Raw genomic sequence first — 23,698 nt, 5'->3', positions numbered from 1 at the left:
GAATCGGGGGGAGCAGGCGCTCAGTCGGCGTCGCCCATGACGAGACCGGTCGGCGCCGCCTCGATCCAGGAGTTCAGCGCGGCTCCGGAGACCAGGTCGACGGTCGCGAGGATCGTGCGTTCGCCCCGCAGGGAGAACTCCAGGAGATATGAGTCCTCATCGCCCACGATGCGGGCCGGCAGCCGCCGACGGGTCACGTCCAGGATCTCCGAGCGACGGATGATCACCTCGGGGCGAAGCCGCAGCGAGAAGGCCCGGAACCAGCGCAGCCGGTCGGTGCCGAAGCGCATCTGGCCGTGCTGCCAGCTGGAACCGCCCACGAGCCCTCGGCGCTTCAGCGTGCACTCGAAGGCGCCGCTCTGCCGTGCCAGCGCCACCTGCCGACCCACCAGCACGAGTGCCAGCACGAGAACGAACATCCCGATCCCCAGGACGAGGATCGGGATGTTCAGGTGGGTCATGGACGGACCGTACTCGGCTCAGCGATCCGCGTCGAGCAGCTCGGCGTCATCGACCCCGATGGTCACGGTGTCGGTGTCGACCGAGACGAAGCCGCCGTGGACGGTCCGCTCGGCGACCGAGCCGTCCTCGGAGATGATCCGCACCGGCCCGTCGCCGAGCACGGCGAGGGTCGGCTGCATACGGGGCAGGATGCCCATCGACCCGTCGGCCGCGGGCACGACGACCTGCGCCGCCTGTCCGGACCAGACGGTGCGGTCGCTCGCGACGAAGGTGACCTCGAGGGTGCTCACGCCCCGATCTCCTTCTGGATGCGGTGGTGGTTCTCCATCACCATGTCGATGCCGCCGACGTTGAAGAACGCCTGCTCGGTGATGTGATCGAACTCGCCGTCACAGATGCCCTTGAAGCCCTCGATGGTGTCTCGGAGCGTGACGTCCGAGCCGTCGACGCCCGTGAACTGCTTGGCCAGGTGGGTGTTCTGCGAGAGGAACTGCTGGATGCGGCGCGCCCGGGCGACCGTGACCTTGTCCTCCTCGGAGAGCTCGTCCACGCCGAGCATCGCGATGATGTCCTGGAGCTCCTTGTTGCGCTGCAGGATCTGCTTCACGCGCACCGCGGTGTCGTAGTGCTCCTGGCCCACGTACTGCGGGTCCAGGATGCGCGAGGTCGAGGTCAGCGGGTCGATCGCCGGGTACAGACCGCGCGAGGCGATCTCACGGGACAGCTCCGTGGTGGCGTCGAGGTGGGCGAAGGTGGTGGCCGGGGCCGGGTCCGTGTAGTCGTCGGCCGGGACGTAGATCGCCTGCATCGAAGTGATCGAGTGACCGCGGGTCGAGGTGATGCGCTCCTGGAGCACGCCCATCTCGTCGGCCAGGTTGGGCTGGTAACCCACCGCGGAGGGCATGCGGCCCAGCAGCGTGGAGACCTCCTGGCCGGCCTGGGTGAAGCGGAAGATGTTGTCGATGAACAGCAGCACGTCCTGGCTCTGCACATCGCGGAAGTACTCCGCCATGGTCAGCGCGGACAGCGCCACGCGCAGACGGGTGCCCGGCGGCTCGTCCATCTGGCCGAAGACCAGCGCGGTCTTCTCGATGACGCCGGACTCGGTCATCTCCTCGATGAGGTCCCAGCCCTCACGGGTGCGCTCGCCCACGCCCGCGAACACGGAGACGCCGTCGTGGTTGTTGGCCACGCGGTAGATCATCTCCTGGATGAGGACCGTCTTGCCCACGCCGGCACCGCCGAACAGGCCGATCTTGCCGCCCTGCACGTACGGGGTCAGAAGGTCGATGGACTTGATGCCGGTCTCGAACATCTGGGTCTTGGACTCCAGCTGGTCGAAGTTCGGCGCCTTGCGGTGGATGGGCCAGCGTTCGGAGACCTCGAGGGTCTCACCCTCGGGCAGGTTCAGCGCATTGCCGACGGTGTCGAAGACGGTGCCCAGGGTGGCATCGCCGACGGGCACCGAGATAGGTGCCCCGGTGTCGGTCACGTCCTGGCCGCGCACCAGACCGTCGGTGGGCTTCAGCGCGATCGCGCGGACCATGCCGTCGCCGAGGTGCTGTGCGGTCTCGAGGGTGAGCTCGGTCGGTTCGAGGCCGGCGCCGCTCATCTCGACCTTCACGGTCAGGGCGTTGTACATCGCGGGGATGTTCCCGGGCGGGAACTCGATGTCGACGACGGCACCCGTGACACGCGCGATACGACCGGTCGCGGTGGCGGGGGCGGGGGATGTGGTGGTCATGTGCGTTCTCTCCAAGGGGTCGGGCCGGCGCGGCGGAGCGCGGGGCGAGGTCTCAGCGTTCGGTGCGGCCGGATCCGGACAGGGCGCCGGCGCCGCCGACGATCTCCGAGATCTCCTGCGTGATCTCCGCCTGACGTGCGGCGTTGGCCAGGCGCGTGAACTTCTCGATCTGGGTCTGGGCGTTGTCGGTCGCGGTCTTCATGGCGCGCTGGGTGGCGGCGTGCTCCGAGGCCATCGACTGCATCAGGAGGTTGACGATGCGGGACTCGACGTACCGGGGGATGAGCTCCTCCAGCACCGCGGCCGGGTCCGGGGTGAACTCGTACAGCGGGAACGCCGTCGTGTCGACACCCTCGGCGTCCATCAGCTCCATCGGCACCAGGCGGCTGGCCCGGGCCTCCTGCCGGAACCGGCTGAGGAAACGGGTACCGACGAGGTACAGCTCGTCGAGGTGGACGTCCGGGTCCTCGCTGAGCAGGTCCGCCGAGAGCCGGTGTCCGATCTCCTGGCCGAGGCTGCCGAGCTGGGTCTCGTGGTAGGGCGCCCACGACTGGTGGGGCGGTCGGTTGCGGAAGCTGAAGTACGTCTCGCCCTTGCGGCCGACGACGTACAGCACCGGGGTCTTGCCCTCCTCACGCAGCGTGTTGGCCAGCTCCTCCGCGGTGCGGATCGCATTGTGCGAGTAGGAACCGGTCATGCCGCGGTCCGCCGTGATCAGCAGGATCCCCGCCCGGCCGGACTGGGCACGGTCCTGGAGCAGGAAGGGGTGCTCCGCGTCCTGGGTGTGCGTGGCGACCGAGCCGATCGCCTGCGTGATGGCGTCGGCGTACGGCGTCGTGGCGAGCACGCGCGCGTGCGCCTTGGAGATGCGCGAGGCCGCCACCATCTCCTTGGCCTTGAAGATCTTCTTCATGCCCTGGGCGGATCCGATCCGCTGCTTGTAGATCCTCTGCTGTGCTCCCATGTCTCTCCTCGTACGTGGCCTGCAGCCGGCGTGCCCCGTGCCCGCCCGCGAGAGCGGGCACGACGGACGGTTCAGCCGCGAACGATGGTCTCCTGGTCGATCTGCTCGTCCTCCAGGCTCTCGGCGACGTCGTTGATGGCCGTCTTGCCCTTGCCGGCGAGGAAGTCCTGCTTGACCTCGTCGAGGATGGTGGTGAGCTCCTCCTCGGTGGAGGACTCGAACTTGCCCGAGGTACGGATCGCCTCGAGCACGCCGCCGTTGTGGCGCAGGTGCTCCAGCAGGTGGTCCTCGAAGTCGCGGACGTCCTCGACCTCGATGTCGTCGAATTTGCCCTTCGTGCCGCCCCAGATCGAGACGACCTCCTCCTCCATCGGGAAGGGAGAGGACTGGTTCTGCTTGAGCAGCTCCATCAGGCGAGCGCCGCGGTTGAGCTGCTGCTTGGACGCGGAGTCCAGATCGGAGGCGAACATCGCGAAGGCCTCGAGGTCGCGGTACTGCGCGAGGTCGATCTTCAGCGTGCCCGAGACCGACTTCATGGCCTTCGTCTGCGCCGAGCCGCCCACGCGGGAGACCGAGACGCCGACGTCGACCGCCGGGCGCTGGTTCGCGTTGAACAGGTCCGACTGCAGGAAGCACTGGCCGTCGGTGATCGAGATGACGTTGGTCGGGATGTAGGCCGAGACGTCGTTGGCCTTGGTCTCGATGATCGGCAGAGCCGTCATGGAGCCGCCACCCATCGCGTCCGAGAGCTTGGCGCAGCGCTCGAGCAGGCGGGAGTGGAGGTAGAAGACGTCACCCGGGTAGGCCTCGCGGCCCGGCGGGCGACGCAGCAGCAGCGACACGGCGCGGTAGGCCTCGGCCTGCTTGGAGAGGTCGTCGAAGACGATGAGCACGTGCTTGCCCTCGTACATCCAGTGCTGGCCGATGGCCGAGCCCGCGTAGGGGGCGATGTACTTGAAGCCGGCCGGGTCCGAGGCGGGGGCGGCGACGATCGTGGTGTACTCCAGCGCACCCTCGGCCTCCAGGGTCGAGCGCACGGAGGCGATCGTGGAGCCCTTCTGGCCCACCGCGACGTAGATGCAGCGCACCTGCTTCGACGGGTCGCCGCTGGCCCAGTTCTCCTTCTGGTTCAAGATGGTGTCGATCGCGATGGCGGTCTTGCCGGTCTGGCGGTCGCCGATGATCAGCTGGCGCTGGCCGCGGCCGATCGGCGTCATCGCGTCGATGGCCTTGATGCCGGTCTGCAGCGGCTCCTTGACGCTCTTGCGCTGCATGACGCTGGGAGCCTGCAGCTCGAGCGCGCGGCGCCCGGAGGTCTCGATGGTGCCGAGGCCGTCGATCGGGGCTCCGGTGGGGTCGACCACTCGGCCCAGATATCCGTCGCCGACGGGGACGGAGAGGACCTCACCGGTGCGGCGGACCTCCTGGCCCTCCTCGATGCCGGCGAACTCGCCGAGCACCACGACACCGATCTCGCGCAGCTCGAGGTTCAGCGCCAGGCCCAGCTCGCCGTTCTCGAAGCGGACGAGCTCGTTGGCCATGACGTTGGGCAGGCCCTCGACGCGGGCGATGCCGTCGGCCGACTCGGTGACGCGGCCGATCTCCTCGCGGTCGGTGTTCTCTGCCTGGTAGTGGGACACGGCGGTGTCCAGGGCGTGCCGGATGTCCTCCGGGCGAATCGTGAGCTCAGCCATCGCGGTGCTTCGCTTCCTCTCGTGGTCCCGTCGCTGCGGGCGCTGGTCAGTGGTGCGGGGATGTGTGTCGCGGCCGGGGCCGTCAGGACACCAGGTGTGCGCGGGCCTTGGCCAGGCGCGCGAGGACGGTTGCGTCGTAGAGGTCGTCGCCGACATGGATCCGCAGACCGCCCACGACGTCCGAGACGACCTCGAGGTTCATCTGCACCTCACGGCCGTAGATGCCTGCGAGCACGGCACCCAGGCGGGACTGCTGGGCCTCGTCGAGGGGCCGGGAGCTCTCGACGACGGCCAGGAGCCGGCGGCGCTGCTCGGAAGCGAAGTCCGCGAACTCCCGCACGCGGCGCGCGGGCTTCACGTCCGTAGCCCGGGAGACGGCGCGGACGGCGAGAGCGACCGTGAGGGGGTGGGCGCGGCCCTCGAGCAGCGACCGGACCACGGTGCCGCGGGAGGCGGGGTCCTGGCGCGCGTCATCGAAGCTCGAGGACAGCTCAGGACTGTCGTCGATCAGGCGAGAGACCTGGAAGAGCTCCTCCTCCACCTGGGCGAGGGATCCCCCGCGCTCCGACTGCTCCAGCAGGGCGAGCACGCCCAGCTGTTCGAGCGCATCGAGGATGTCCTCCTGCTCGGACCACCGACGGCGTACGACCTCGAGAGCGAGGCCGAGGGACGCGTCGTCGACGCGTCCGGTCAGCAGCGAACGGACGGCCGTCTCCTTCGTCTCGGCGTCGCGACCGGAGTCGCTGAGCAGACGCACGAGCTGATTGCTGGAGTCGATCGCGTCCGCGATCGCGAACAAATCGTCCGCGGTGTCCTCCAGCGTGGGGCCGCCCGCCTGGAAGACGGAACGAGCCTGCTGGGCGACCTCGGCGAACGAGGTGGAGGAGGTTCCTCGCATCACTGGTCCTTATCGGGTGGCGGTCTGGTTCGACTCGAGGTCGTCCAGGAACCGGTCGATCACACGGCGGGAGCGCTCGTCGTCGGTGAGGGACTCCCCGACGATCTTCGAGGCGAGATCACTGGCGAGCGATCCGACCTCGTGGTGCAGCTGGGCGGAGGCCGTCTGGCGCTCTGCGGTCAGCTGCTGACGGCCGGCGACGAGGACGCGCTCGGACTCGGCCTCGGCGCGGGCCTTGGCCTCCTCCACGATGCGGGTACCGTCCTGGCGCGCCTTCTCGCGGATGCCGGCGGCCTCCTGGCGGGCGGCGGCGAGCTCCTGCTCCTGGGTGGCGCGGAGGTCGTCGGCCTGCTGCTGGACCTCCTCGGCCTTCTTCAGCCCGCCCTCGATCTTCTCGGAGCGCTCGTCGAGCACGGCGTTCAGCCGCGGCAGGATGAACTTCATGAAGACCACGGCGAAGATGACGAGGAAGATCAGCGTCCAGACGATCTCCGACGTCTCAGGCAGCAGGAGTTTGTAGCCTGGGACTTCCTGTTCGGCGTTGAGCATCAGGGGTGCCTCAGGCCGTTCCGCCGAAGATGAGGCCGGTGACGATGGCGAGCAGCGTCAGGATCTCGGTGAAGGCGATACCGATGAACATGGTCGACTGCAGGGCACCGCGCAGCTCGGGCTGGCGGGCGGTGGCCTCGGCGGTCTTGCCGACGATGATGCCGATGCCGATGCCAGGGCCGATCGCGGCGAGGCCGTAGCCGATCGACGCGACGTTGCCGTTGAGTTCAGAGAGGATCATCGGGTCCACGGGGTGTTTCCTTTCGTTGTGCCGACCGGGCGGACGGCAGACAGGGTCTTGCGGGGAGGTGTGGTGCGGGGCTCAGTGCTCGTCCGAGGTGGCCATCTGGATGTAGACCGCGGCGAGCATGGTGAAGATGAAGGCCTGCAGGCCGGCGACGAAGATCTCGAAGCCGTAGATGCCGATGGCGAGCGCTCCGGAGAAGGGCGAGACCGCGATCAGCCAAGTGCCGGACAGCAGGAGTCCCTGGGTGATGCCGACGAAGACGACGATCATGATGTGGCCGGCCACCATGTTGGCCAGGAGTCGGATGGTCAGCGAGGCCCAGCGGATCAGCACGACCTGCAGGAACTCGATCGGGACCAGCAGGATGTAGATGGGCTTGGGGACGCCGGGGGGCATGGTCTCGTGCTTGATGTAGCCGAGGAAGCCGTGCTTCTTCACGCCGAAGATGACGTACACCGCGAAGGTCCACAGGGCCGCCAGCAGCGGGAGCCCGATGACGGAGGTGCCGGCGAGGTTGAGGCCAGGGACCACTCCCGCGAGATTCATCGTGAGGATGAGGAAGAACAACGTGACCAGGAAGGGGGCGAAGCGCCGGCCCTCGCGGATCCCGAGGGTGTTCTGGATGATCGTGGTGTGCACGAACTCGATGATCATCTCGACGATGCTCTGCGCCTTGCCGGGCACCAGCTTGGCGCGGGAGGCGATCACGCACATCACGATCAGCACGACGGCGAGCACGATGAGTCGGACCAGCTGGACGCGGTTGAACTCGAACGGCGTCCCGGCGAACAGGATCGGGGGCGGGAAGAACTCCGCCAGCGTCGGGATGTGGAAGAGCGAATCGCCCTCGGCGTACAGCGTGGGGCTGAGGTCTGCGGTGTTCAGCTCGATCTCCCGTGGTCGTGTGGCCAGACGCAGCGGCGTCAGCCATAGCTGTCAACTCGATCGCGACCATTCCGGGTGCGGCCACCGTACGTACGGCGATAGGCGACGCCTGGGCGTTCCGGGTGGTCGATCAGTGGTCGCACTCACTGCGGTATTGCACCGTGATCAGCGGTCGAGCACCTCTGGAAGCATAACAGAGAGTCATGATCCCGACCGGTCGTCCGAGGGGCCCTCCGGGGGGTCCACCTGGAGCGGTTGACGGGACCTGGCCAGCAGCACGGCCTCCACGAACACGGCCGAGACCGCGCCGACCAGCAGTGCCAGCCCGATCCATCGGGTCGAGACCGACGCCAGGTCCCGCACGGCGATCAGGACGAGGATCACAATCAGCATCTTGACGGCCCAGCTGCCGAGCACGGTCGCGGCCATCGTCACCGGGGTCAGGTGCTTTCCCGCGAAGGCGATGGCGAGCGTCGGCAGCACGATCACGAGCGTGAGGCCGGTGCCGATCAGCGCGCCGGTCAGGGCCGGCGGATCCCCGATGGTCGCCGCGAGCACGATCACGAGCGCATCGAGCACGATGCCGACGACGAGCGCGGTCAGCGTGGCCCGCTGCATCGCGCGGTCGCCCACTGCACGGCGTCGGGGCCGGTCGGCGTCGGTCGGGGCGGCACTGTCAGGTCGAGGGGACATCGGAGTCCTTCCGATGGCGCCTGGGACGCCATCTCAACGGGTCGAAGGTCAGCAGGAGGGCGAACAGGAGCCCGCACACCCAGAAGATCAGCACGGAGCGGGCGCTCAGCGTCAGCGGCAGCAGCAGCCCCACGGAGACCACGACCGTCCACGTGTACATGATCAGCACCGCCGTGCGCTTGGAGTGGCCCAGTCGCAGCAGCCGGTGGTGCAGATGGGCCTTGTCGGCGTGGAAGGGAGACTTGCCCGAACCGATCCGCCGCACCACGGCGAGTGCGAAGTCGAGGAAGGGGATCACCATCACGCCGATGGGCAGCAGGATCGGCAGGAACTGCCCGAAGATGTCCGCGCCCGAGAGTCGGCCGGGGTCGACCTGGCCGGTGACGGCGATGGTGCTGGCGGCCAGGAGCAGCCCGAGCAGCATCGACCCGGAGTCCCCCATGAAGATGCGGGCCCGGGTCATGTTGTGCGGCAGGAAGCCCGCACAAGCTCCGATCAGCACGGCGGTCAGCAGGGCGGCCAGTGAGGAGTAGTCCGTGGTCGAGACATTGCGGGTGAGCGTGTAGGCGTACAGGAAGAACGCGGAGCCGCCGATGGCCATCACCCCGGCCGCGAGCCCGTCGAGCCCGTCGACGAAGTTGACGGCGTTCATGCTGACCACCACCACCAGCACGGTGAGGATGAGCGCGGAGCGCTCGGAGAGGATCGTGACCCCGCCGATCGGCAGGGACACCAGGCTCACTCCCTGCCAGGCCAGCAGCATGGCGGCCAGCACCTGCCCCGCGAGCTTGGTCATCCAATCCAGGTCCCACTTGTCGTCGGCCGCGCCGAGCAGGCACACCAGGGTGGCGGCCGCGAGGATCGCCCACGGTTGGCGGGTGTCGCGGAAGAGCCCCTCGAGGAAGGGGACGTTGCTGGCGATGAGCATCGCGGCGATCACGCCGGCGAGCATCGCCAGGCCGCCGAGACGCGGGGTCACCGCATCGTGCACGTCCCGGTCCCGCACCGCGGTCATCGCTCCGGCGCGCCGGGCCAGCAGCCTCACGGCGGGAGTGATCAGGTACGTCACGGCCGCGGAGACCAGCAGGATGAAGAGATAGATCCTCACCCGGCGGAGCTCCCCCGTCCGGGCCCGTCCTCATCCGTCGGGACCGGTGCGGGTGCGGCGGCGTCCTCCTCGGTGGGCGTGGAGGAGAGCTCGACGAGGTCCGGCTCGGAGGGGAGGTCCAGCACTCCCCCGTGCTCCGCGGCCGGCGCCTCGGGCTCCAGGGCGGTCTCGTCGGCGTCCCGAGCGCTCTGCTCGGAGGCCGCGGCGTTGCCGGCGGAGCTCGAGGTCGCGCCCTCGGCCTCGTCGGCGGCCCGCGCCGTCTCGGTGCCCTCCGCCGTCGCGGCCCCGTCGTCCTCCCCGGAGCTCTCCGTCTCCGCGGCCTCCGAGGGCTCCTCCGGCTCCTCGGGCTCCGGGGCGGAGAAGATGTCGCCGACGACCGCGATGATCTCCTCCGCGCTGAGCGTGCCGTCGCGGACGATCTCGGCGGGCGTGACGGTGGTGTCGATGATGGTGGAACCGGTGCCGATGCGGGCGGTGCCGCCGTCGAGGTACTCCTCCACGGAGTCACCGAGCTGCGTGGCGGCGTCCAGCACGGTGAGCGCGGCGGACTTCCCATGGCGGTTCGCGCTGGAGACGGCGAGCGGTCCGGTGCGGCGCAGCAGCTCCAGGGCGATCTCGTCATCGGGCATGCGCAGCGCGACGGTGCCGCCGGTCTCCCCCAGGTCCCAGGACAGGGAGGGCTGCGCGGTGAGGATCAGGGTGAGCGGGCCGGGCCAGAACTCCTCGGCGAGAGGCTCGACGTAGTCGGGGACGTCGACGGCGAGAGCGAGCAGCACGGCGTGATCGCCGACCAGCACCGGCGGCGGGACGTCGCGGCCGCGGCCCTTGGCCTCGAGCAGGTCGGCCACGGCGTCCGGGGTGAAGGCGTCGGCACCGATGCCGTAGACGGTGTCGGTCGGCAGCACGATCAGCTTGCCGTCGCGGACGGCCTGCGTCGCCGCCACGAGAGCTTTCTCGCGGGATTCGGGATTCTGGGTGTCGTGGACGCTCACCGGGTCAGTCTCTCACTTCCAGGGGTCGGGTCCCGGCGCGGCGTGCCACCAGGAAGCGGTCACGGCCGGTCAGGTCGGGGGCGGTGTTCAGGCGGTCGAAGCCGCCGATGCGGGAGGCGGCGTCCCGGGCGGCGGGGCCCTGGACGTCGGCATGCTCCATGATCAGCACTCCTCCCGGCCGCAGCAGACGCGCGGCCCAGGAGATCACGGCGCGGGGCACCTCGAGCCCGTCGGCACCGCCGCCGAAGAGGGCGCGATGGGGGTCGTGGTCGAGCACCTCGGCGTCCCGGGGGACGGCCAGGGGCGGGATGTATGGCGGGTTGGACACGATCGCGTCGACCGGGGCCGCCGCCTCGAGCTCGGCCAACACCGCATCCCGGGGATCGGAGGTCAGATCCGCGCACAGCACGCGACCGCGGCCCGGCCCGGCGGCCTCCAGGTTCTCCGCGGCGAGGTCAGCGGCCGCGGGGTCGATCTCGACGGCCAGCACCCGGGCGGTGGGGATCTCGTCGAGAGCGGAGGCGGCCAGGGCGCCGCTGCCCGTGCACAGGTCCACGAGGTGCTCGAGCGGTCCGGTGGAATGCTGGCGCAGCAGGTCCAGGGCGAGCTCGGTCTCCGGCCGGGGGATGAACACGCCCTCGCGCACGTGCAGCATCAGGCGTCGGAAGGGGGCCCTGCCCAGGATCAGCTGGAGCGGTTCGCGTCGCTCGCGGCGCGCCGTGAGCCCCTCGAGCTGCTCGGCGAAGTCCGCGGGCAGATCATCGAGCAGGACCAGCGGGCGCGCGGTGCCGGCGGCCGCGGCGATCAGTGCGCGCGCATCGACGCTCGGGGAGGCGACGCCGGCCCGGCCGAGCCGCTGGGTGGTCTCGGCGAGGGCCTCCCGCAGCAGGTCGCGGGTCGCGGTGGCGCTCACGGGAGGTCGTCCTCGTCGACGGAGCGCTGGGCCTCGGCCAGACGGGCGGCCCGCTCGGCCTCGCGGGAGGAGGCGATGAGGTCCTCGAGATCCCCGGCGAGGACGTGGGAGAGATTGCCGGCCTTGTACCCCGTGCGGTGGTCGGCCACGCGCGACTCGGGGAAGTTGTAGGTGCGGATGCGCTCGCTGCGGTCGACCGTGCGGACCTGGGAGCGGCGCGCCGCCGAGGACTGCTGCTCCTGCTCGAGCCGTCGCGCGTCCAGCAGGCGCGTGCGCAGGATCCGCAGGGCCTGCTCGCGATTCTGGAGCTGGCTCTTCTGGTCCTGGCAGGAGACCACGAGGCCGGTGGGCAGATGGGTGATGCGCACCGCGGAGTCGGTGGTGTTCACGCTCTGGCCGCCGGGGCCGCTGGAGCGGAACACGTCGATGCGGAGGTTCGCCGGGGCCATGGCCTCGGCCAGCAGCTCGCCCTCGTCGGCCTCGTCCGCCTCGGGCAGCACCAGCACCCCCACGGCGGAGGTGTGGATCCGGCCGGCGGACTCCGTGACCGGCACCCGTTGGACGCGGTGCACCCCGGCCTCGTGCTTGAGATGGGCGTAGACACCGTCGGCGGGGGCGGTGCCGGAGCGGGCGCTGACGGCGACGGTGACGTCCTTCAGACCGCCCAGCTCGGACTCGGCGGAGGTGAGCACCTCGACGCGCCATCCCCGGTGCTCCGCGTAGGAGCGGTACATGCGCAGCATCTCGGCGGCGAACAGGGCGGATTCCTCACCGCCCGCACCGGCCTTGATCTCGAGGATCACATCGCGCGAATCGTCGGGGTCGCGCGGGGCGAGGAGGTCCTCGAGGCGGTCCTGCTCGGTCTCCAGGCGAGCGGCGAGCTGCTCGGTCTCGGCCGCGAGCTCGTCGTCCCCCTCCCCCAGCTCTGCCAGTTCACGGGCGGTCCCGAGGTCGTCGGCCGTCGATTCGACCTGGGCGGCAGCGCCCAGCACGGACTCGAGCTCCGCGTAGCGGCGCCCCGCGCGCCGGGCTCGCGCGGGGTCGTCGTGGAGCGCGGGATCGGCCAGGGCGTCCTGGAGACGGGCGTGCTCGCGCCGCAGTGGGGCGAGGCGATCCTCGCGACGTGGTTCCATCCCGGTCCTCCGCTCGACTCCGGCTGCGCATGCGACGACGCCGGTGCACGCCCTGGGGCGCGCACCGGCGTCGGAGACTGCGTCGATCAGGCGCGGGCCATCGGCCCGATCTCCCAGCGCTCGGGGATCAGGAGCTCTTCTTGCCGTAGCGGGCCTCGAAGCGGGCCACGCGGCCGCCGGTGTCGAGGATCTTCTGCTTGCCGGTGTAGAACGGGTGGCACGCGGAGCAGACCTCGGCCTTGATGTTGCCGTCGCCCTTCGTGCTGCGCGTGGTGAACGAGTTGCCACAGGTGCAGGTCACCTGGGTCTCGACGTACTGGGGGTGGATCTCAGCCTTCATGTCTCTCCTTCTCGGGGTCGCTGGGTCGGCGCCCGGCGGGCGCCGTGAACCAGAACCGACGTCATAGTCTGCCACGACCCCTGCCTCACAGGCGAGGGATCCGGGTGCTGCGTGCGCAACATCGCGCGCCACTCAGGTCGAGGCGCGGACCTCGAGCCGGTAGGGCACGACGCGGTGCGCGCCCCGGCCGCTCAGCGGGGCCTCCTCCTCGAGCATCTGGGCCACCAGTGCGACCGTCTCCCGGGCGATCGCCTCGATGTCCACGCTCAGCGTGGTCAGCTCCGGGGTGACGAGAGAGGCGATCTCCAGTCCGTCCACGCCGACCAGGCGGACCTGCCCCGGCACGTCGACGCCGAGCAGCCGGAGCGCACGCAGCACACGCACCGCGAGCTCGTCGTTGAACGCGACGATCGCGTCGGCGCCGTTCTCGAGGAGCGTCTCGAGCACCTCACGATGTCCGGTACGGCCGTCGACCCCGTGGATCGGCACCTCGCCGTCCGCCGCCAGCGGAGCGAGGGCCCCGGCCAGCGCCACCGCCCGGGGGCTGGGCGTCTCACCGGCCAGGTCGAGCACGACGGGCCGGGCGACACCGGCGGCCCGCAGGTGCTCCGTGAGGTCGCTCATGGCCTCGGCGATGGCCAGCTCGACGACACCGACCGCATCGATCTGCTCCGTGGAATCGCCCAGCGCAACCACGGGCATGCCTCCGGTGCCCCGGATACCGGCTGTCTGCACGCCGTAGCCGACGATCGCGTCGACCCGCCGGGCCAACGGTCCGGCGACCTGTTCGGGATGCGGTGCGTTGTCCGCCTCGGCGAGCACCACGTTCCAGCCGTACGGGGCGCAGGCCCTGACCACCGCGGCCCCGAGCTCCGCGAAGTACGCGTTGGACAGGTCCATCACCACGAGCCCGAGGGTGATCGGCCCTTGTTCGACCAGTCCGCGTCCGAAGCGGGAGGGGCGGTAGCTCAGCTCGCGGGCCGCCTCGAGCACCCGCTCGCGGGTGGCGGTGCTGATGCCGGACATGTCGTTCATCGCGCGCGAGACCGTCTGTCGGGAGACCCCGGCCCGCGCCGCGACGTCGATGATCGTCGACCGGCGCCCCTGGGAACTCACCGGGTCTCGGCCTTGAGGTCCAGCCAGGCGAGGTCGCTCTCGGTCAGCGTGACTCCCAGGCCCAGCGTCGAGGAGCGCATCTCGGCGATGCTGCGCGGCCCGAACAGGGGGAAGGTCGGGAACTTCTGATGCAGCACGAAGGCCAGCGCGATCGCGGTCGCGGGGACACCGTGCTCCTCACCAAGGGCGCGGGCCCTGGCCAGGCGCTCGAAGTTCTCGTCGCTGTAGTAGCACCGCACGAGCTCCGCGTCCGAGCGGTCCTCGGGGTGGGCGCGGCCGGTGAAGAAGCCGCGGGCCTGCGAGGACCACGGCAACAGCGCGAGCCCGCGCTCCTCGAGCCACGCCTTGGAGTCGGGGTCGGTGGCGTGGACGCAGCCGGCCCACGGCACGTCGAGCGCCTCGGCGAGGCCGAAGTGGTTGGAGAGGATCGTGAAGCCGGTGCGACCGTTCGCGCGGGCGTACTCATTGGCCTCGTCCACCCGTGCGGGCGTCCAGTTCGACCCGCCGTAGGCGCTGATGCGGCCCGCTCGCAGGTGCTCGTCCATGACGTCGACGAACTCGCCGACCGGGACGTCCGGGTTGTCGCGGTGCATCATGTACAGGTCCGCGTACTCGGTGCCCTGTCGCTCCAGGGACTCCTCGAGCTGGCGCGTGATCGACTCCGGATCGCAGTGCGGGGTGTGGGCGCCCTTGGTGATGACGACGACGTCCTCGCGCACTCCGCGGTTCTGGACCCAGGTGCCGAACAGCTTCTCGACGTATCCGCCGCCGTAGATGTAGGCGGTGTCGAACGTGGTGCCGCCGATCTCGTAGAAGGCGTCGAAGATCGCCGAGGCGTGCGCCAGGTTCATCTGGTTGTCGCAGCCCATCACCAGGCGCGAGACCTTCTTGTCGAGTCCCGGGAGCGTGCCGTAGGCCATGGCCGGTCCGAGCTGGACGCTGCCGGCGGCGAGGGGTTCCCCGGTCAGGGTGGGAATGTCCGCGTCGTCGGCCTCGAAGGGGTAGCGCAGACCGATCTGCTCGCGCCACTGGTCCAGGGCGCGCGCCTGTCCGAGGGAGTTCTCGCCGGTGAGCTCGGGGACGACGCCACCCTCGCGCGCGGCGAGGGCCAGGGCGTCGGCCTCGAGCGCATAGGCGGAGGCGGCGGGGATCTCGAGACGGCGACGCTCCTCGCCGACCACGTCGAGCTCGATGACCTGCTCCGGACCGAGACCCCACGGGTCGGCCAGGCGGATCACACCGCGCGTGCCGGTGATGGTGGCGGACTGCGGATCAGCCAGTCGCACGCCGGTGCGCAGGCTCGCGGTGATTCCTCCGGGCAGGGTGACCTCGGCGGTGGCCCATTCGTCGACCCCGGTCGCTCCCAGGGTGCCGCTGCCGCGCACCTCGATCGGATCGGCGCAGGTGCTCCCCTGGGCCGCTCCTGCGACGAAGCGCGCGAAGGACATCGGGTAGCAGCCGACGTCGAGGATGCCGCCGCCCGCGGTCGCCGTGTCGAACAGGCGCCCACTGCGACCGCCGGTGTCGAAGGCGAAGGACGCATCGACGTGGGTGACCTCGCCGATGGCTCCCTCACCCACCAGCTCCAGCACCCGCACCGTCTGCGGATGGAAACGGTACATGTAGGCCTCGAGCAGGACCTTCCCGCTGCGCTGGGCGAGGTCCGTCAGCGCCATGGTGGTGCCGGCGTTCGGGGTCAGCGGCTTCTCGCAGAGGACATGCTTCCCGGCCTCGAGGGCGGCGGCGGCGAGCCGGGCGTGAGCAGTGTGGACGGTCGAGATGTAGACGGCGTCGACCTCGTCGGAGCCGAGCACCTCGTCATAGCTGCCGAGCAGCGCGGGGCCGGAGAGGGGGAACTCCTCGGCGAACGCCGCGGCGCGCTCGGGGGAGGAGCTGCCCACCGCGACCAGGACGCCGTCCTGGGAATCCGGCAGCTGCGAGGCGAAGCGGCGGGCGATGGAGCCGGGGCCGAGAACGGCCCAGCGGAACGAGGAGGAGGTGGTGCTCATGGAGGCGTCGTCGTCCTTCGAGATCGTGTGAGACAGGGGCGTGAACGTTCACGAGCCTCCACGTTATCCCGATCGACCTCGCCCCACAAGCGCATATCCCTCTCGACCGGAGCGCACGCTCTCGGTCCTCGCGGGAGACCGACCGTTGACGGGAATGTATCGCGCTGACATGATCTGCGTCACTCGTGAACGTTCACGGGTCTAGTCCGCCACTCAACGAGGAGGGTGCGTATGAGCGCAGCGCTCGCACGTCGTCCACACCGAAGTACTCCACCGCCGGCCCGTCCGTCCCGGCGGTCCCTGCTGCTCGGAGCCGGTCTGCTGCCGCTGGGGCTCGCCGGGTGCGGCTCCGATCCGAGCATCTCCGAGGACCCGGAGGAGCTGGTCCTGTGGTACTGGGATCGCTCCGCCAGCCCGGCGCTCCTGCAGCAGGCCTCCGAGCAGATCCCGAGCACCGACCGCCACCTGCGCGCCGACGTCATCGGGACGACCTTCGACACCAAGCTGCGCACCAGTCTGGCCGGCAACGCGTACATCCCCGACATCACCTACATCAACTCCAACAACGCCCTGTACTTCACCAACGAGGATCTCTTCCTCGACCTGGAGGAGCTGGGCGCCGGCGCCGTCGAGGAGGACTTCTACGCCTGGAAGTGGGACCTGGGTACCACCCCATCGGGCCGGTTCTGCTTCTTCCCGCTGGACATCGGGCCGACCGGCTTCTTCTACCGGCAGGACGTCTTCGAACGGGCCGGACTGCCGAACACTCCCGAGGAGGTCTCGGCGGCGATCACCACCTGGCACGACTGGGTCGCGCTCGGCGCGGAGCTCAGGGAGGCCGCCGACTCCTTCCTGGTCAACGATGCGCAGACCGTCTACGAGGGATTCCTGAACGCGAGCCCGGAGCGCTACTTCGACACCGACGACACAGCGCTCTACTCGAAGCCCGACAGCGCGGTCCGCCAGGCCTGGGACACCGCCGTCGCCGCCATACGGGCGGGCGTCACGGCGAAGATCCCCCGTGACCGCACCACCGATCAGAACGCGGCCTGGGCCAGCGGTCGCACCGCAGGGAACATCGGCGCGGCCTGGTAGGCCCAGGTGCTCGAGGAGTCCGCACCCGACACCGCCGGTGCCTGGCGTCTCGCCTCCCAGCCGGTCCGCCCCGGCAACAACGGCGGCTCCTTCGCCGCGCTCCCCCACACCTGCAAGGATCCCGAGGCTGCGATCGCCTTCCTCACCTGGATCACCTCGCCCGCGAACCAGGCCGCCGCCTACGAGGACGTGCAGCTGTTCCCCTCGACCCCCGCCTCCTTCGACCAGCTCGACTATTCCGGGGAGTTCTACGGGGGCCAGGATCCGCTGGAGTTCTTCTCCACCGCCGCCGAATCCGTCCCCACGTCGTTCATCAGCACCTGGGAGACCGTCATCAGCGGCACCTTCACCCTCGAGATCACCAACGTCGAGACCTCGGGCAAGGATCCGGAAGCGGCCTGGGAGGACGCCCTCACCCAGGCGGAGAAGGTGCTCACCAAGCGAGGAGTGGAGTCATGACCACGGCCGCCCCGGTCCGATCCGGCGTCGCCCCGCAGGATCCGCGCGACCCGCACAACCCGCGCGCCCGACGGAGGCGCACCCTGCGTCGCGCTCTGCCGCTGTACGTGGCGATCTCGCCCTTCTACCTGCTGTTCGCCGTATTCGGGCTGTTCCCCATCCTGTTCTCCATTGTGCTGTCCTTCACGGATTGGGACGGGATGGGCGACATGTCCTTCGTCGGGCTCGCCCAGTACCAGTTCCTGCTCTCCGACGGACGCTTCTGGAACGCCGTCGGGAACACCTTCATCATCTGGTTCCTGTCCACGATCCCGATGCTCTTCCTGGCGATGGTGATCGCGTTCCTGCTGCATCAGAACATCCGCTTCACGAAGTTCTACCGGGTCGCGTTCTTCCTTCCCAACGTCACCTCCATGGTGGCGATGGCGATCGTGTTCGGCTCGGTCTTCTCGGACACCTTCGGCCTGATCAACTCCGCCCTCACCGCAGTGGGCCTCGATTCCGTCCCCTGGCTCTCCAGCCCGTGGGGGATCAAGGTGACCATAGCGATCATGGTGATCTGGCGCTTCACCGGCTACAACGCGATCATCTATCTCGCCGGTCTGCAGTCGATCCCGACGGACCTCTATGACGCGGCGAAGGTCGACGGCGCGAGCCTGTGGCAGGTGTTCTTCCGGGTCACGATACCCATGATGCGACCGATCATCCTGTTCACGGTGATCACCTCGACCATCGGCGGGCTCAGCCTGTTCACCGAGCCGCAGGTGCTGCTCGGCGACAGCGGCGGCGCCGGCGAGGCCGGGATGACCATCGTGCTCTACCAGTACAACCAGGCCTTCACCCAGTTCGACTTCGGGTACGGTTCCGCGATCGCCTGGGCCCTGTTCCTCATCGCCGCTGTCTTCTCGATCATCAACTGGCGCCTGGTCTCCGGGCGCGGGGACGACGCGCCGCGGCGCAGCTCACGGACGAAGGAGGCACGCCGATGACCGCCCTCTCACCTGTTCCCCGTCCCGGCGGCGACGCGACGGCCGGTATCGATCCGACCTCCGGCGCCGGATCCGGCTCCGGGGGCAGCAGGCCGCCGAGCCGGCACTACGTCGCCCGCGGACGTCTGGCCCGCGCGGTGCCCCACCTGTGCGTGATCATCGGCGTGATCCTGTCGATCTTCCCGTTCTATTGGCTGATCGTCATGTCCACCTCGACCACCGCGGAGATCTTCGGCTACCCGCCGAAGCTGACCTTCGGCAGCAGCTTCGTGGAGAACGTGCGCACCGTCGTCCAGAGCGTCGATCTCCTGCAGGCGCTGGTGAACACGATCATCGTCTCCACCTCGTGCGCGGTGCTGGTGATGTTCTTCGACTCCCTGGCGGCGTTCGCCTTCGCGAAGTTCAACTTCCCCGGGAAGAAGCCGCTGTTCATCCTGCTCATCGCCACGATGCTGGTGCCCGGCAGCCTCTCCCTGGTGCCGAGCTTCATCCTGATGTCCGAGCTGGGATGGGTCGGCACACTGCAGGCGCTCATCGTCCCCGGCGCGGCCAACGCCTTCGGGATCTTCCTGCTGCGTCAGATCGCCGCGGGATCGGTCCCCGATGAGCTCATCGAGTCCGCCCGCATCGACGGTGCCGGCTTCTTCACGACCTACTGGCGGGTCGGGGTGCCGCTGCTGCGCGGCGGCCTCGCGTTCCTGGGCATCTTCACCTTCATCACCGCGTGGAACGACTACGTCTGGCCGCTCATCGTGCTGGTCGACCCGCAGCGGCAGACCCTGCAGACCTCGCTGCAGAACCTCAACTCGCTGTACCTGACTGACTACGGGATGGTGATGGCGGGTGCCCTGATCAGCGTGGTACCGCTGATCGGCGTGTTCATCATCGGTTCACGACACTTCATCGCGAACATCGCCGCCGGCGCCATCAAAGGGTGATCGACATGCTGCGCCGTGTTGCGAGGCACGAGCGGCAGGAGATCGACCCGAGAAATCTGAGCTGATCCGGCCCGCACGACGACGGGGCGCCTCCCTGCTGGGAGACGCCCCGTCGTCGTGCGCAGTGCGCTCAGTCGCTGTTGCGACCGTTCACGCTCGGGGTGTTCTTCTGGACCGTCATGAGGAACTCGGTGTTCGACTGGGTCTTCTTGGTGCGCTCCAGAAGGAGTTCGAGAGCCTGCTGCTGCTCGAGCGAGCCGAGCACGCGGCGGAGCTTCCACATGATGGCCAGCTCGTCCTTGCCCATGAGCTCCTCCTCGCGGCGGGTGCTCGAGGCGTTGACGTCCACGGCCGGGAAGATGCGCTTCTCCGCGAGGCTGCGGGCCAGGCGCAGTTCCATGTTGCCGGTGCCCTTGAACTCCTCGAAGATGACCTCGTCCATCTTCGACCCGGTCTCCACCAGGGCGGAGGCGAGGATGGTCAGCGAACCGCCGTGCTCGATGTTGCGGGCCGCGCCGAAGAACCGCTTGGGCGGGTACAGCGCCGAGGCGTCCACACCGCCGGAGAGGATACGGCCGGAGGCCGGTGCGGCGAGGTTGTAGGCGCGCGAGAGGCGGGTCAGGGAATCCAGCAGCACGACCACGTCGCGGCCCATCTCCACCAGGCGCTTGGCACGCTCGATCGCGAGCTCGGCCACGATCGTGTGGTCGGAGGCCGGGCGGTCGAAGGTCGAGGCGATGACCTCGCCCTTGACCGTGCGCTGCATGTCGGTGACCTCTTCGGGCCGCTCATCGACCAGCACCACCATGAGGTGGACCTCGGGGTTGTTCGTGGTGATCGCATTGGCGATCTGCTGCATGATGATCGTCTTACCGGCCTTCGGGGGCGAGACGATCAGACCGCGCTGACCCTTGCCGATCGGCGACACGAGGTCGATCACCCGGGGGGCGACAGCGTTCGGAGCGGTCTCCAGGCGCAGGCGCTCGTCCGGGTACAGCGGGGTGAGCTTGCCGAAGTCGACGCGCGAGCGCACCCGCTCCATCGGCATGCCGTTGACGGAGTCGACCTGCACCAGCGCGGCGTACTTGCCCTGGTTGCCACCGCCACCGCCCTTGCCGCGGCGGTTACGGCCGCCGCCGTGCTGCTGCGGCTGCTCGACGCGGTGCTCCTCGCCCTCGCGCGGGGCCTTCACCTGGCCGGTGATGGCGTCACCCTTACGCAGGCCGTGGCGCTTGACCTGGTTCATGGTGACGAAGACGTCGCTGGGGCCGGGCAGGTATCCGGTGGTGCGGACGTAGGCGTTGTTGTCACGGATGTCCAGGATGCCGGCGATCGCCATCAGCTCGTCGCCGTCACGCACCCCGGAATCGTCCTGCTGATCATTCCGAGTGCCCTGGTTGCCCTGGGTACCGCCCTGCTGGCCTCCCTGGTTGCCGCCCTGCTGGCCACCCTGATCGTTCTGTCCGCCACGTCCGCGACGCTTGCGATCACGGGAGCGGTTGCGATTGCGGGAGCGGCCCCGACGGTCGTCATCGCGGTCGCCCGAGCGGTCCTGGTCCTCGTCGTCCTCGCCCGAGCGGTCGGGCAGCTCGATGTCCTCGAGGCGACGACGCTGGTTCCCGCCGCCCTGATTCCCGCCCTGCTGGTTCCCACGACGGTCCTCACGGCCGTCCTCCTGACGGCGCGAGTCGTCACGACGGGAGCCGTCACGACCGGACTCGTCGCGGCGCGGGTCGTCACGACGGGACTCGTCGCGACGGGCATCTCGCGAGCGGTCCGCGTCCTCACGACCGCCGTCGCCGCGGTCGGGCAGCTCGATGCCGAGCTCCGGGGCGTTCTCCTCGCCCTGGTCACGCTGGTCTCGGCTGCGAGAGCGGGACCGTCCGCGCGAGGAGGCGCCCTCGGCGTCGGCCTGCGGAGCCGGCTCCTCGACGGGGGCCGGCGGTGCGGACGCCGCCGGCGCCGCGTCCTCGCGGGGAGCGGCCGCGGAGGTACGGGCGCTGCGCTGCTGCGGGGCGCCGGAGGAGGCGGAGGCCGAGGGCGAGCCGCCCCCGCGGATCGCTTCGATCAGCTCGCCCTTGCGCAGACGGCGCGCGCCCTTGATGCCGAGCCCGGCCGCGATGGCCTGCAGCTCGGGGAGCTTCTTGGCCGCGAGATCCGCGCCGGAGGTGGTGTCGTTCACCCGGGTTCCTTCCTGTCGAACCGGTCGTTGCCGATTCAGTTCTGGTCTGGGGTGCCGCTGCGGGGCAAGGGGACGAAGGTCCAGGTGCAACAACGGCTCGTCCGAGCAGAGGTGTCGACACGGTGCAGGGCACCGGTGGTCGACCTGCTGGTGTGCTTCGGGGTGCGTCGGCGTCTCTGCACGGGCCTGCTCGGCACGACGTGCGCGGAGCGCAGGGTCATGCGGGACGCTGATCAGGGAGATGCATCGGGACACGGAACACTGCACGCACGAACTGCTGCAGTGCTCGCCATCGGACGATGCCGCCTGGACGCATGCTCAACCTACCACAGGGGCACTGCCGGACTCCCGCAGCGCCACCTGCGCGATCCGCCACGTCGCGGGGTCGGCGACCACGCGGCGCACGAGCGGTGCCACCTCCGCCCGCCGTCCCGCGAGCACGAGCACGGAGGGGCCGGCTCCCGAGATCACCGCGGCATGCCCCTCCTGGCGCAGCACCCGCATCAGCTCCACGCTCTGCGGCATGCCCGGTGCGCGGTGGTCCTGGTGCAGCCGATCCTCGGTGGCCTCCATCAGCAGCTCGGGATCCGCGGAGAGTGCATGCACCAGCAACCCGGCGCGGGAAGCGTTGAACACGGCGTCGGCATGCGGGACCTCGCTCGGCAGCAGTCCCCGGGCGCGGTCGGTGGACAGGGTGCTCGAGGGCAGCAGCACCAGCGGATCGAGCACCGCGGGGGCATGGGCGAGCGGCACCGCACGGGCCCGGCCCGCGTTCATCCAGGACAGCACCACTCCGCCCAGCAGGGCGGGAGCGGCGTTGTCGGGGTGACCCTCGAACTCGCACGCCAGCTGCAGCACGTCGGCGTCGTCGAGCGCCCCCGGCTCGGAGAGCAGGCCACGGGCGAGCAGCAGACCGGCGACCGTCGCGGCTGCGCTCGAGCCGAGCCCCCGGCCGTGCGGGATCCGATTCACGGTGCGCAGGCGCACCCCCACCTGGGGCGCGCCGGCGTGGTCGAGTCCGCGGCGCAGGGCGCGCACCACCAGGTGCTCCTCCCCCGCCGGCACCGTCTCGGCGCCCTCTCCCTCGGCGAGCACCTCGACGCCGCCGGTGGTGGCCTCGAGCTCGAGGTCGTCGCACAGCTCGAGCGCGAGCCCGAGCGTGTCGAAACCGGGCCCGAGGTTCGCGGAGGTCGCCGGGACCCGCACGGAGACGTGCGTGTGCTGGATCCTCACAGGCCGATGACCTCCGCGGCGGCGGCGATGTCGATCGGGATCACGGTGGGCGTGAGGTCGCGCTGGGACAGGGCGGTGTCGATGTCCTTGAGCCCGTTGCCGGTCACCGTGACCGCGATGGTGGCCCCGGCCGGGACCTGCCCGCGCTCGGACTGCTGCAGGAGGCCGGCCACCCCGGCGGCGGAGGCGGGCTCGACGAAGACGCCGACCTCGGCGGCGAGCAGCCGCTGGGCATCGAGGATCTGCTGGTCGGACACGGCATCGATGAGACCGCCGGAGCCGTCGCGGGCTTCGACGGCGAGGCTCCAGGAGGCCGGGGCACCGATGCGGATCGCGGTCGCGACCGTCTCGGGATCGCTGATCGGGTGGCCGGCGACGAAGGGCGCGGCGCCGGCGGCCTGGAACCCCCACATGGCCGGCAGCGAATCGGTCAGTCCCGCCTCGTGGTACTCGCGGTAGCCCATCCAGTAGGCAGAGATGTTGCCGGCGTTGCCGACGGGCAGGACGTGGATGTCCGGGGCCCTGCCCAGGGCGTCGCTCACCTCGAAGGCCGCGGTCTTCTGGCCCTGCAGGCGGTAGGGGTTCAGCGAGTTCACCAGCTCGACCGGGTGCTCGGCGTCGAGCTTGCGGGCGATCTCGAGGCAGTCGTCGAAGTTCCCCTCGACCTGGATCAGCTGGGCGCCGTGGACGACGGCCTGAGCGAGCTTTCCGGCGGCGATCTTGCCCTGCGGCAGCAGGACCGCGCAGGTCAGTCCGGCGGCGGTCGCATAGGCGGCGGCCGAGGCGCTGGTGTTGCCCGTCGAGGCGCAGACCACCGCGGTGGCCCCGTCGTTCAGGGCACGCGACATGGCCGAGACCATGCCGCGGTCCTTGAAGGAGCCGGTCGGGTTCTGGCCCTCGACCTTGACGTGGACCTCGGCTCCGACGCGCGCGGACAGGGCGGGGGCGGGGACGAGCGGGGTCCCGCCCTCCCCGAGGCTGAGCAGGGTGTCGCCCTCGGCGAAGGGCAGCTGCTCGCGGTACTCGGCGAGGACGCCGCGCCACTGGTGTGCCAT

Annotated in this window: 22 protein-coding genes and 1 pseudogene; 3 read left to right on the top strand and 20 right to left on the bottom strand. The window is 69.9% G+C overall.

The features are described from left to right. Positions 1–20: 20 nt before the first annotated feature. The 17 genes from JOF43_RS19295 to JOF43_RS19215 all read right to left on the bottom strand — a co-directional run bounded on the left by JOF43_RS19295 (position 21) and on the right by JOF43_RS19215 (position 15,747). Positions 21–461: a DUF2550 family protein gene (locus JOF43_RS19295; RefSeq protein WP_209904764.1), complete on the bottom strand. Its 441-nt coding sequence runs from the start codon at positions 459–461 to the stop codon at positions 21–23. An 18-nt stretch (positions 462–479) separates the two neighbouring features. Further along, positions 480–752, bottom strand: coding sequence for a F0F1 ATP synthase subunit epsilon (locus tag JOF43_RS19290; RefSeq protein ID WP_209904762.1), 273 nt, complete (start codon positions 750–752; stop codon positions 480–482). Next, positions 749–2,206 carry a F0F1 ATP synthase subunit beta gene (gene atpD, locus JOF43_RS19285; protein WP_209904760.1) on the bottom strand — a complete coding sequence of 486 codons (1,458 nt, stop codon included), beginning with the start codon at positions 2,204–2,206 and terminating at the stop codon, positions 749–751. Before atpD ends, JOF43_RS19290 begins: the two co-directional genes overlap by 4 nt. 52 nt (positions 2,207–2,258) lie before the next feature. After that, the gene (locus JOF43_RS19280; RefSeq protein ID WP_209904758.1) at positions 2,259–3,170 is read right to left on the bottom strand and encodes a F0F1 ATP synthase subunit gamma; all 912 of its coding nucleotides are present in this window, start codon (positions 3,168–3,170) and stop codon (positions 2,259–2,261) included. 71 nt (positions 3,171–3,241) lie between these two features. Next, on the bottom strand, positions 3,242–4,864 hold the full coding sequence (atpA, locus tag JOF43_RS19275; RefSeq protein ID WP_209904757.1) for a F0F1 ATP synthase subunit alpha: 1,623 nt from the start codon (positions 4,862–4,864) through the stop codon (positions 3,242–3,244). A gap of 82 nt (positions 4,865–4,946) precedes the next feature. Next, the gene (locus JOF43_RS19270) at positions 4,947–5,762 is read right to left on the bottom strand and encodes a F0F1 ATP synthase subunit delta (RefSeq protein WP_209904755.1); all 816 of its coding nucleotides are present in this window, start codon (positions 5,760–5,762) and stop codon (positions 4,947–4,949) included. A 9-nt stretch (positions 5,763–5,771) separates the two neighbouring features. Beyond that, complete coding sequence (locus JOF43_RS19265) at positions 5,772–6,311, bottom strand: F0F1 ATP synthase subunit B (RefSeq protein ID WP_209904753.1); 540 nt, start codon at positions 6,309–6,311, stop codon at positions 5,772–5,774. A 10-nt stretch (positions 6,312–6,321) separates the two neighbouring features. Next, on the bottom strand, positions 6,322–6,561 hold the full coding sequence (gene atpE / locus JOF43_RS19260; protein ID WP_076807282.1) for an ATP synthase F0 subunit C: 240 nt from the start codon (positions 6,559–6,561) through the stop codon (positions 6,322–6,324). Positions 6,562–6,633: 72 nt separating this feature from the next. Next, entirely contained in the window at positions 6,634–7,386 is a 753-nt protein-coding gene (atpB, locus tag JOF43_RS19255) for a F0F1 ATP synthase subunit A (protein ID WP_483416393.1), read from the bottom strand. A gap of 258 nt (positions 7,387–7,644) precedes the next feature. Beyond that, complete coding sequence (locus JOF43_RS19250) at positions 7,645–8,136, bottom strand: Cg1360 family ATP-synthase-associated protein (protein WP_209904751.1); 492 nt, start codon at positions 8,134–8,136, stop codon at positions 7,645–7,647. After that, on the bottom strand, positions 8,120–9,244 hold the full coding sequence (locus JOF43_RS19245; protein ID WP_209904749.1) for a glycosyltransferase family 4 protein: 1,125 nt from the start codon (positions 9,242–9,244) through the stop codon (positions 8,120–8,122). The genes JOF43_RS19250 and JOF43_RS19245 overlap by 17 nt, the downstream gene beginning before the upstream one ends. After that, positions 9,241–10,236, bottom strand: a complete 996-nt coding sequence (locus JOF43_RS19240; protein ID WP_209904748.1) for an L-threonylcarbamoyladenylate synthase — start codon at positions 10,234–10,236, stop codon at positions 9,241–9,243. Before JOF43_RS19240 ends, JOF43_RS19245 begins: the two co-directional genes overlap by 4 nt. 4 nt (positions 10,237–10,240) lie before the next feature. Beyond that, a complete protein-coding gene (locus JOF43_RS19235; protein ID WP_209904746.1) occupies positions 10,241–11,149 on the bottom strand; it encodes a N5-glutamine methyltransferase family protein in 909 nt (302 codons plus the stop codon). Next, positions 11,146–12,282, bottom strand: coding sequence for a peptide chain release factor 1 (gene prfA / locus JOF43_RS19230; RefSeq protein ID WP_209904743.1), 1,137 nt, complete (start codon positions 12,280–12,282; stop codon positions 11,146–11,148). The genes JOF43_RS19235 and prfA overlap by 4 nt, the downstream gene beginning before the upstream one ends. A gap of 127 nt (positions 12,283–12,409) precedes the next feature. After that, a complete protein-coding gene (rpmE, locus tag JOF43_RS19225; protein WP_209904741.1) occupies positions 12,410–12,622 on the bottom strand; it encodes a 50S ribosomal protein L31 in 213 nt (70 codons plus the stop codon). A 132-nt stretch (positions 12,623–12,754) separates the two neighbouring features. Then, positions 12,755–13,738 carry a LacI family DNA-binding transcriptional regulator gene (locus JOF43_RS19220; RefSeq protein WP_209904739.1) on the bottom strand — a complete coding sequence of 328 codons (984 nt, stop codon included), beginning with the start codon at positions 13,736–13,738 and terminating at the stop codon, positions 12,755–12,757. After that, a complete protein-coding gene (locus JOF43_RS19215; protein ID WP_209904737.1) occupies positions 13,735–15,747 on the bottom strand; it encodes an aldo/keto reductase in 2,013 nt (670 codons plus the stop codon). The genes JOF43_RS19220 and JOF43_RS19215 overlap by 4 nt, the downstream gene beginning before the upstream one ends. Positions 15,748–15,978: 231 nt before the next feature. On the opposite strand from JOF43_RS19215, the pseudogene JOF43_RS19210 reads away from it, so the two are divergent. The 3 genes and pseudogenes from JOF43_RS19210 to JOF43_RS19195 all read left to right on the top strand — a co-directional run bounded on the left by JOF43_RS19210 (position 15,979) and on the right by JOF43_RS19195 (position 19,228). Then, positions 15,979–17,301, top strand: a pseudogene (locus JOF43_RS19210) (ABC transporter substrate-binding protein). After that, positions 17,298–18,290 carry a carbohydrate ABC transporter permease gene (locus JOF43_RS19200; RefSeq protein WP_209904731.1) on the top strand — a complete coding sequence of 331 codons (993 nt, stop codon included), beginning with the start codon at positions 17,298–17,300 and terminating at the stop codon, positions 18,288–18,290. The pseudogene JOF43_RS19210 and the gene JOF43_RS19200 overlap by 4 nt, the downstream one beginning before the upstream one ends. Next, complete coding sequence (locus JOF43_RS19195; protein ID WP_209904729.1) at positions 18,287–19,228, top strand: carbohydrate ABC transporter permease; 942 nt, start codon at positions 18,287–18,289, stop codon at positions 19,226–19,228. Before JOF43_RS19200 ends, JOF43_RS19195 begins: the two co-directional genes overlap by 4 nt. 130 nt (positions 19,229–19,358) lie before the next feature. Here JOF43_RS19195 and rho read toward each other — a convergent pair whose 3' ends face one another. From rho to thrC, 3 genes are all read right to left on the bottom strand, one after another. Beyond that, complete coding sequence (gene rho / locus JOF43_RS19190; protein WP_209904727.1) at positions 19,359–21,410, bottom strand: transcription termination factor Rho; 2,052 nt, start codon at positions 21,408–21,410, stop codon at positions 19,359–19,361. A gap of 318 nt (positions 21,411–21,728) precedes the next feature. After that, the gene (gene thrB, locus JOF43_RS19185) at positions 21,729–22,643 is read right to left on the bottom strand and encodes a homoserine kinase (RefSeq protein WP_209904725.1); all 915 of its coding nucleotides are present in this window, start codon (positions 22,641–22,643) and stop codon (positions 21,729–21,731) included. Continuing rightward, positions 22,640–23,698, bottom strand: a complete 1,059-nt coding sequence (gene thrC, locus JOF43_RS19180; protein ID WP_209904724.1) for a threonine synthase — start codon at positions 23,696–23,698, stop codon at positions 22,640–22,642. Before thrC ends, thrB begins: the two co-directional genes overlap by 4 nt.

This window comes from Brachybacterium sacelli, from assembly GCF_017876545.1.
Lineage (GTDB): Bacteria > Actinomycetota > Actinomycetes > Actinomycetales > Dermabacteraceae > Brachybacterium > Brachybacterium sacelli.
This window is presented reverse-complemented; position numbering and strand designations above follow the sequence as displayed.

Bases quoted from the DNA above. Each gene is read 5' to 3' on its own strand.
- JOF43_RS19295 (WP_209904764.1), bottom strand. From the start codon at position 461: ATGACCCACCTGAACATCCCGATCCTCGTCCTGGGGATCGGGATGTTC.
- atpD (WP_209904760.1), bottom strand. From the start codon at position 2,206: ATGACCACCACATCCCCCGCCCCCGCCACCGCGACCGGTCGTATCGCG.
- JOF43_RS19280 (WP_209904758.1), bottom strand. From the start codon at position 3,170: ATGGGAGCACAGCAGAGGATCTACAAGCAGCGGATCGGATCCGCCCAG.
- atpA (WP_209904757.1), bottom strand. From the start codon at position 4,864: ATGGCTGAGCTCACGATTCGCCCGGAGGACATCCGGCACGCCCTGGAC.
- JOF43_RS19270 (WP_209904755.1), bottom strand. From the start codon at position 5,762: ATGCGAGGAACCTCCTCCACCTCGTTCGCCGAGGTCGCCCAGCAGGCT.
- JOF43_RS19265 (WP_209904753.1), bottom strand. From the start codon at position 6,311: ATGCTCAACGCCGAACAGGAAGTCCCAGGCTACAAACTCCTGCTGCCT.
- JOF43_RS19250 (WP_209904751.1), bottom strand. From the start codon at position 8,136: ATGTCCCCTCGACCTGACAGTGCCGCCCCGACCGACGCCGACCGGCCC.
- prfA (WP_209904743.1), bottom strand. From the start codon at position 12,282: ATGGAACCACGTCGCGAGGATCGCCTCGCCCCACTGCGGCGCGAGCAC.
- rpmE (WP_209904741.1), bottom strand. From the start codon at position 12,622: ATGAAGGCTGAGATCCACCCCCAGTACGTCGAGACCCAGGTGACCTGC.
- JOF43_RS19215 (WP_209904737.1), bottom strand. From the start codon at position 15,747: ATGAGCACCACCTCCTCCTCGTTCCGCTGGGCCGTTCTCGGCCCCGGC.
- JOF43_RS19200 (WP_209904731.1), top strand. From the start codon at position 17,298: ATGACCACGGCCGCCCCGGTCCGATCCGGCGTCGCCCCGCAGGATCCG.
- JOF43_RS19195 (WP_209904729.1), top strand. From the start codon at position 18,287: ATGACCGCCCTCTCACCTGTTCCCCGTCCCGGCGGCGACGCGACGGCC.
- thrC (WP_209904724.1), bottom strand. From the start codon at position 23,698: ATGGCACACCAGTGGCGCGGCGTCCTCGCCGAGTACCGCGAGCAGCTG.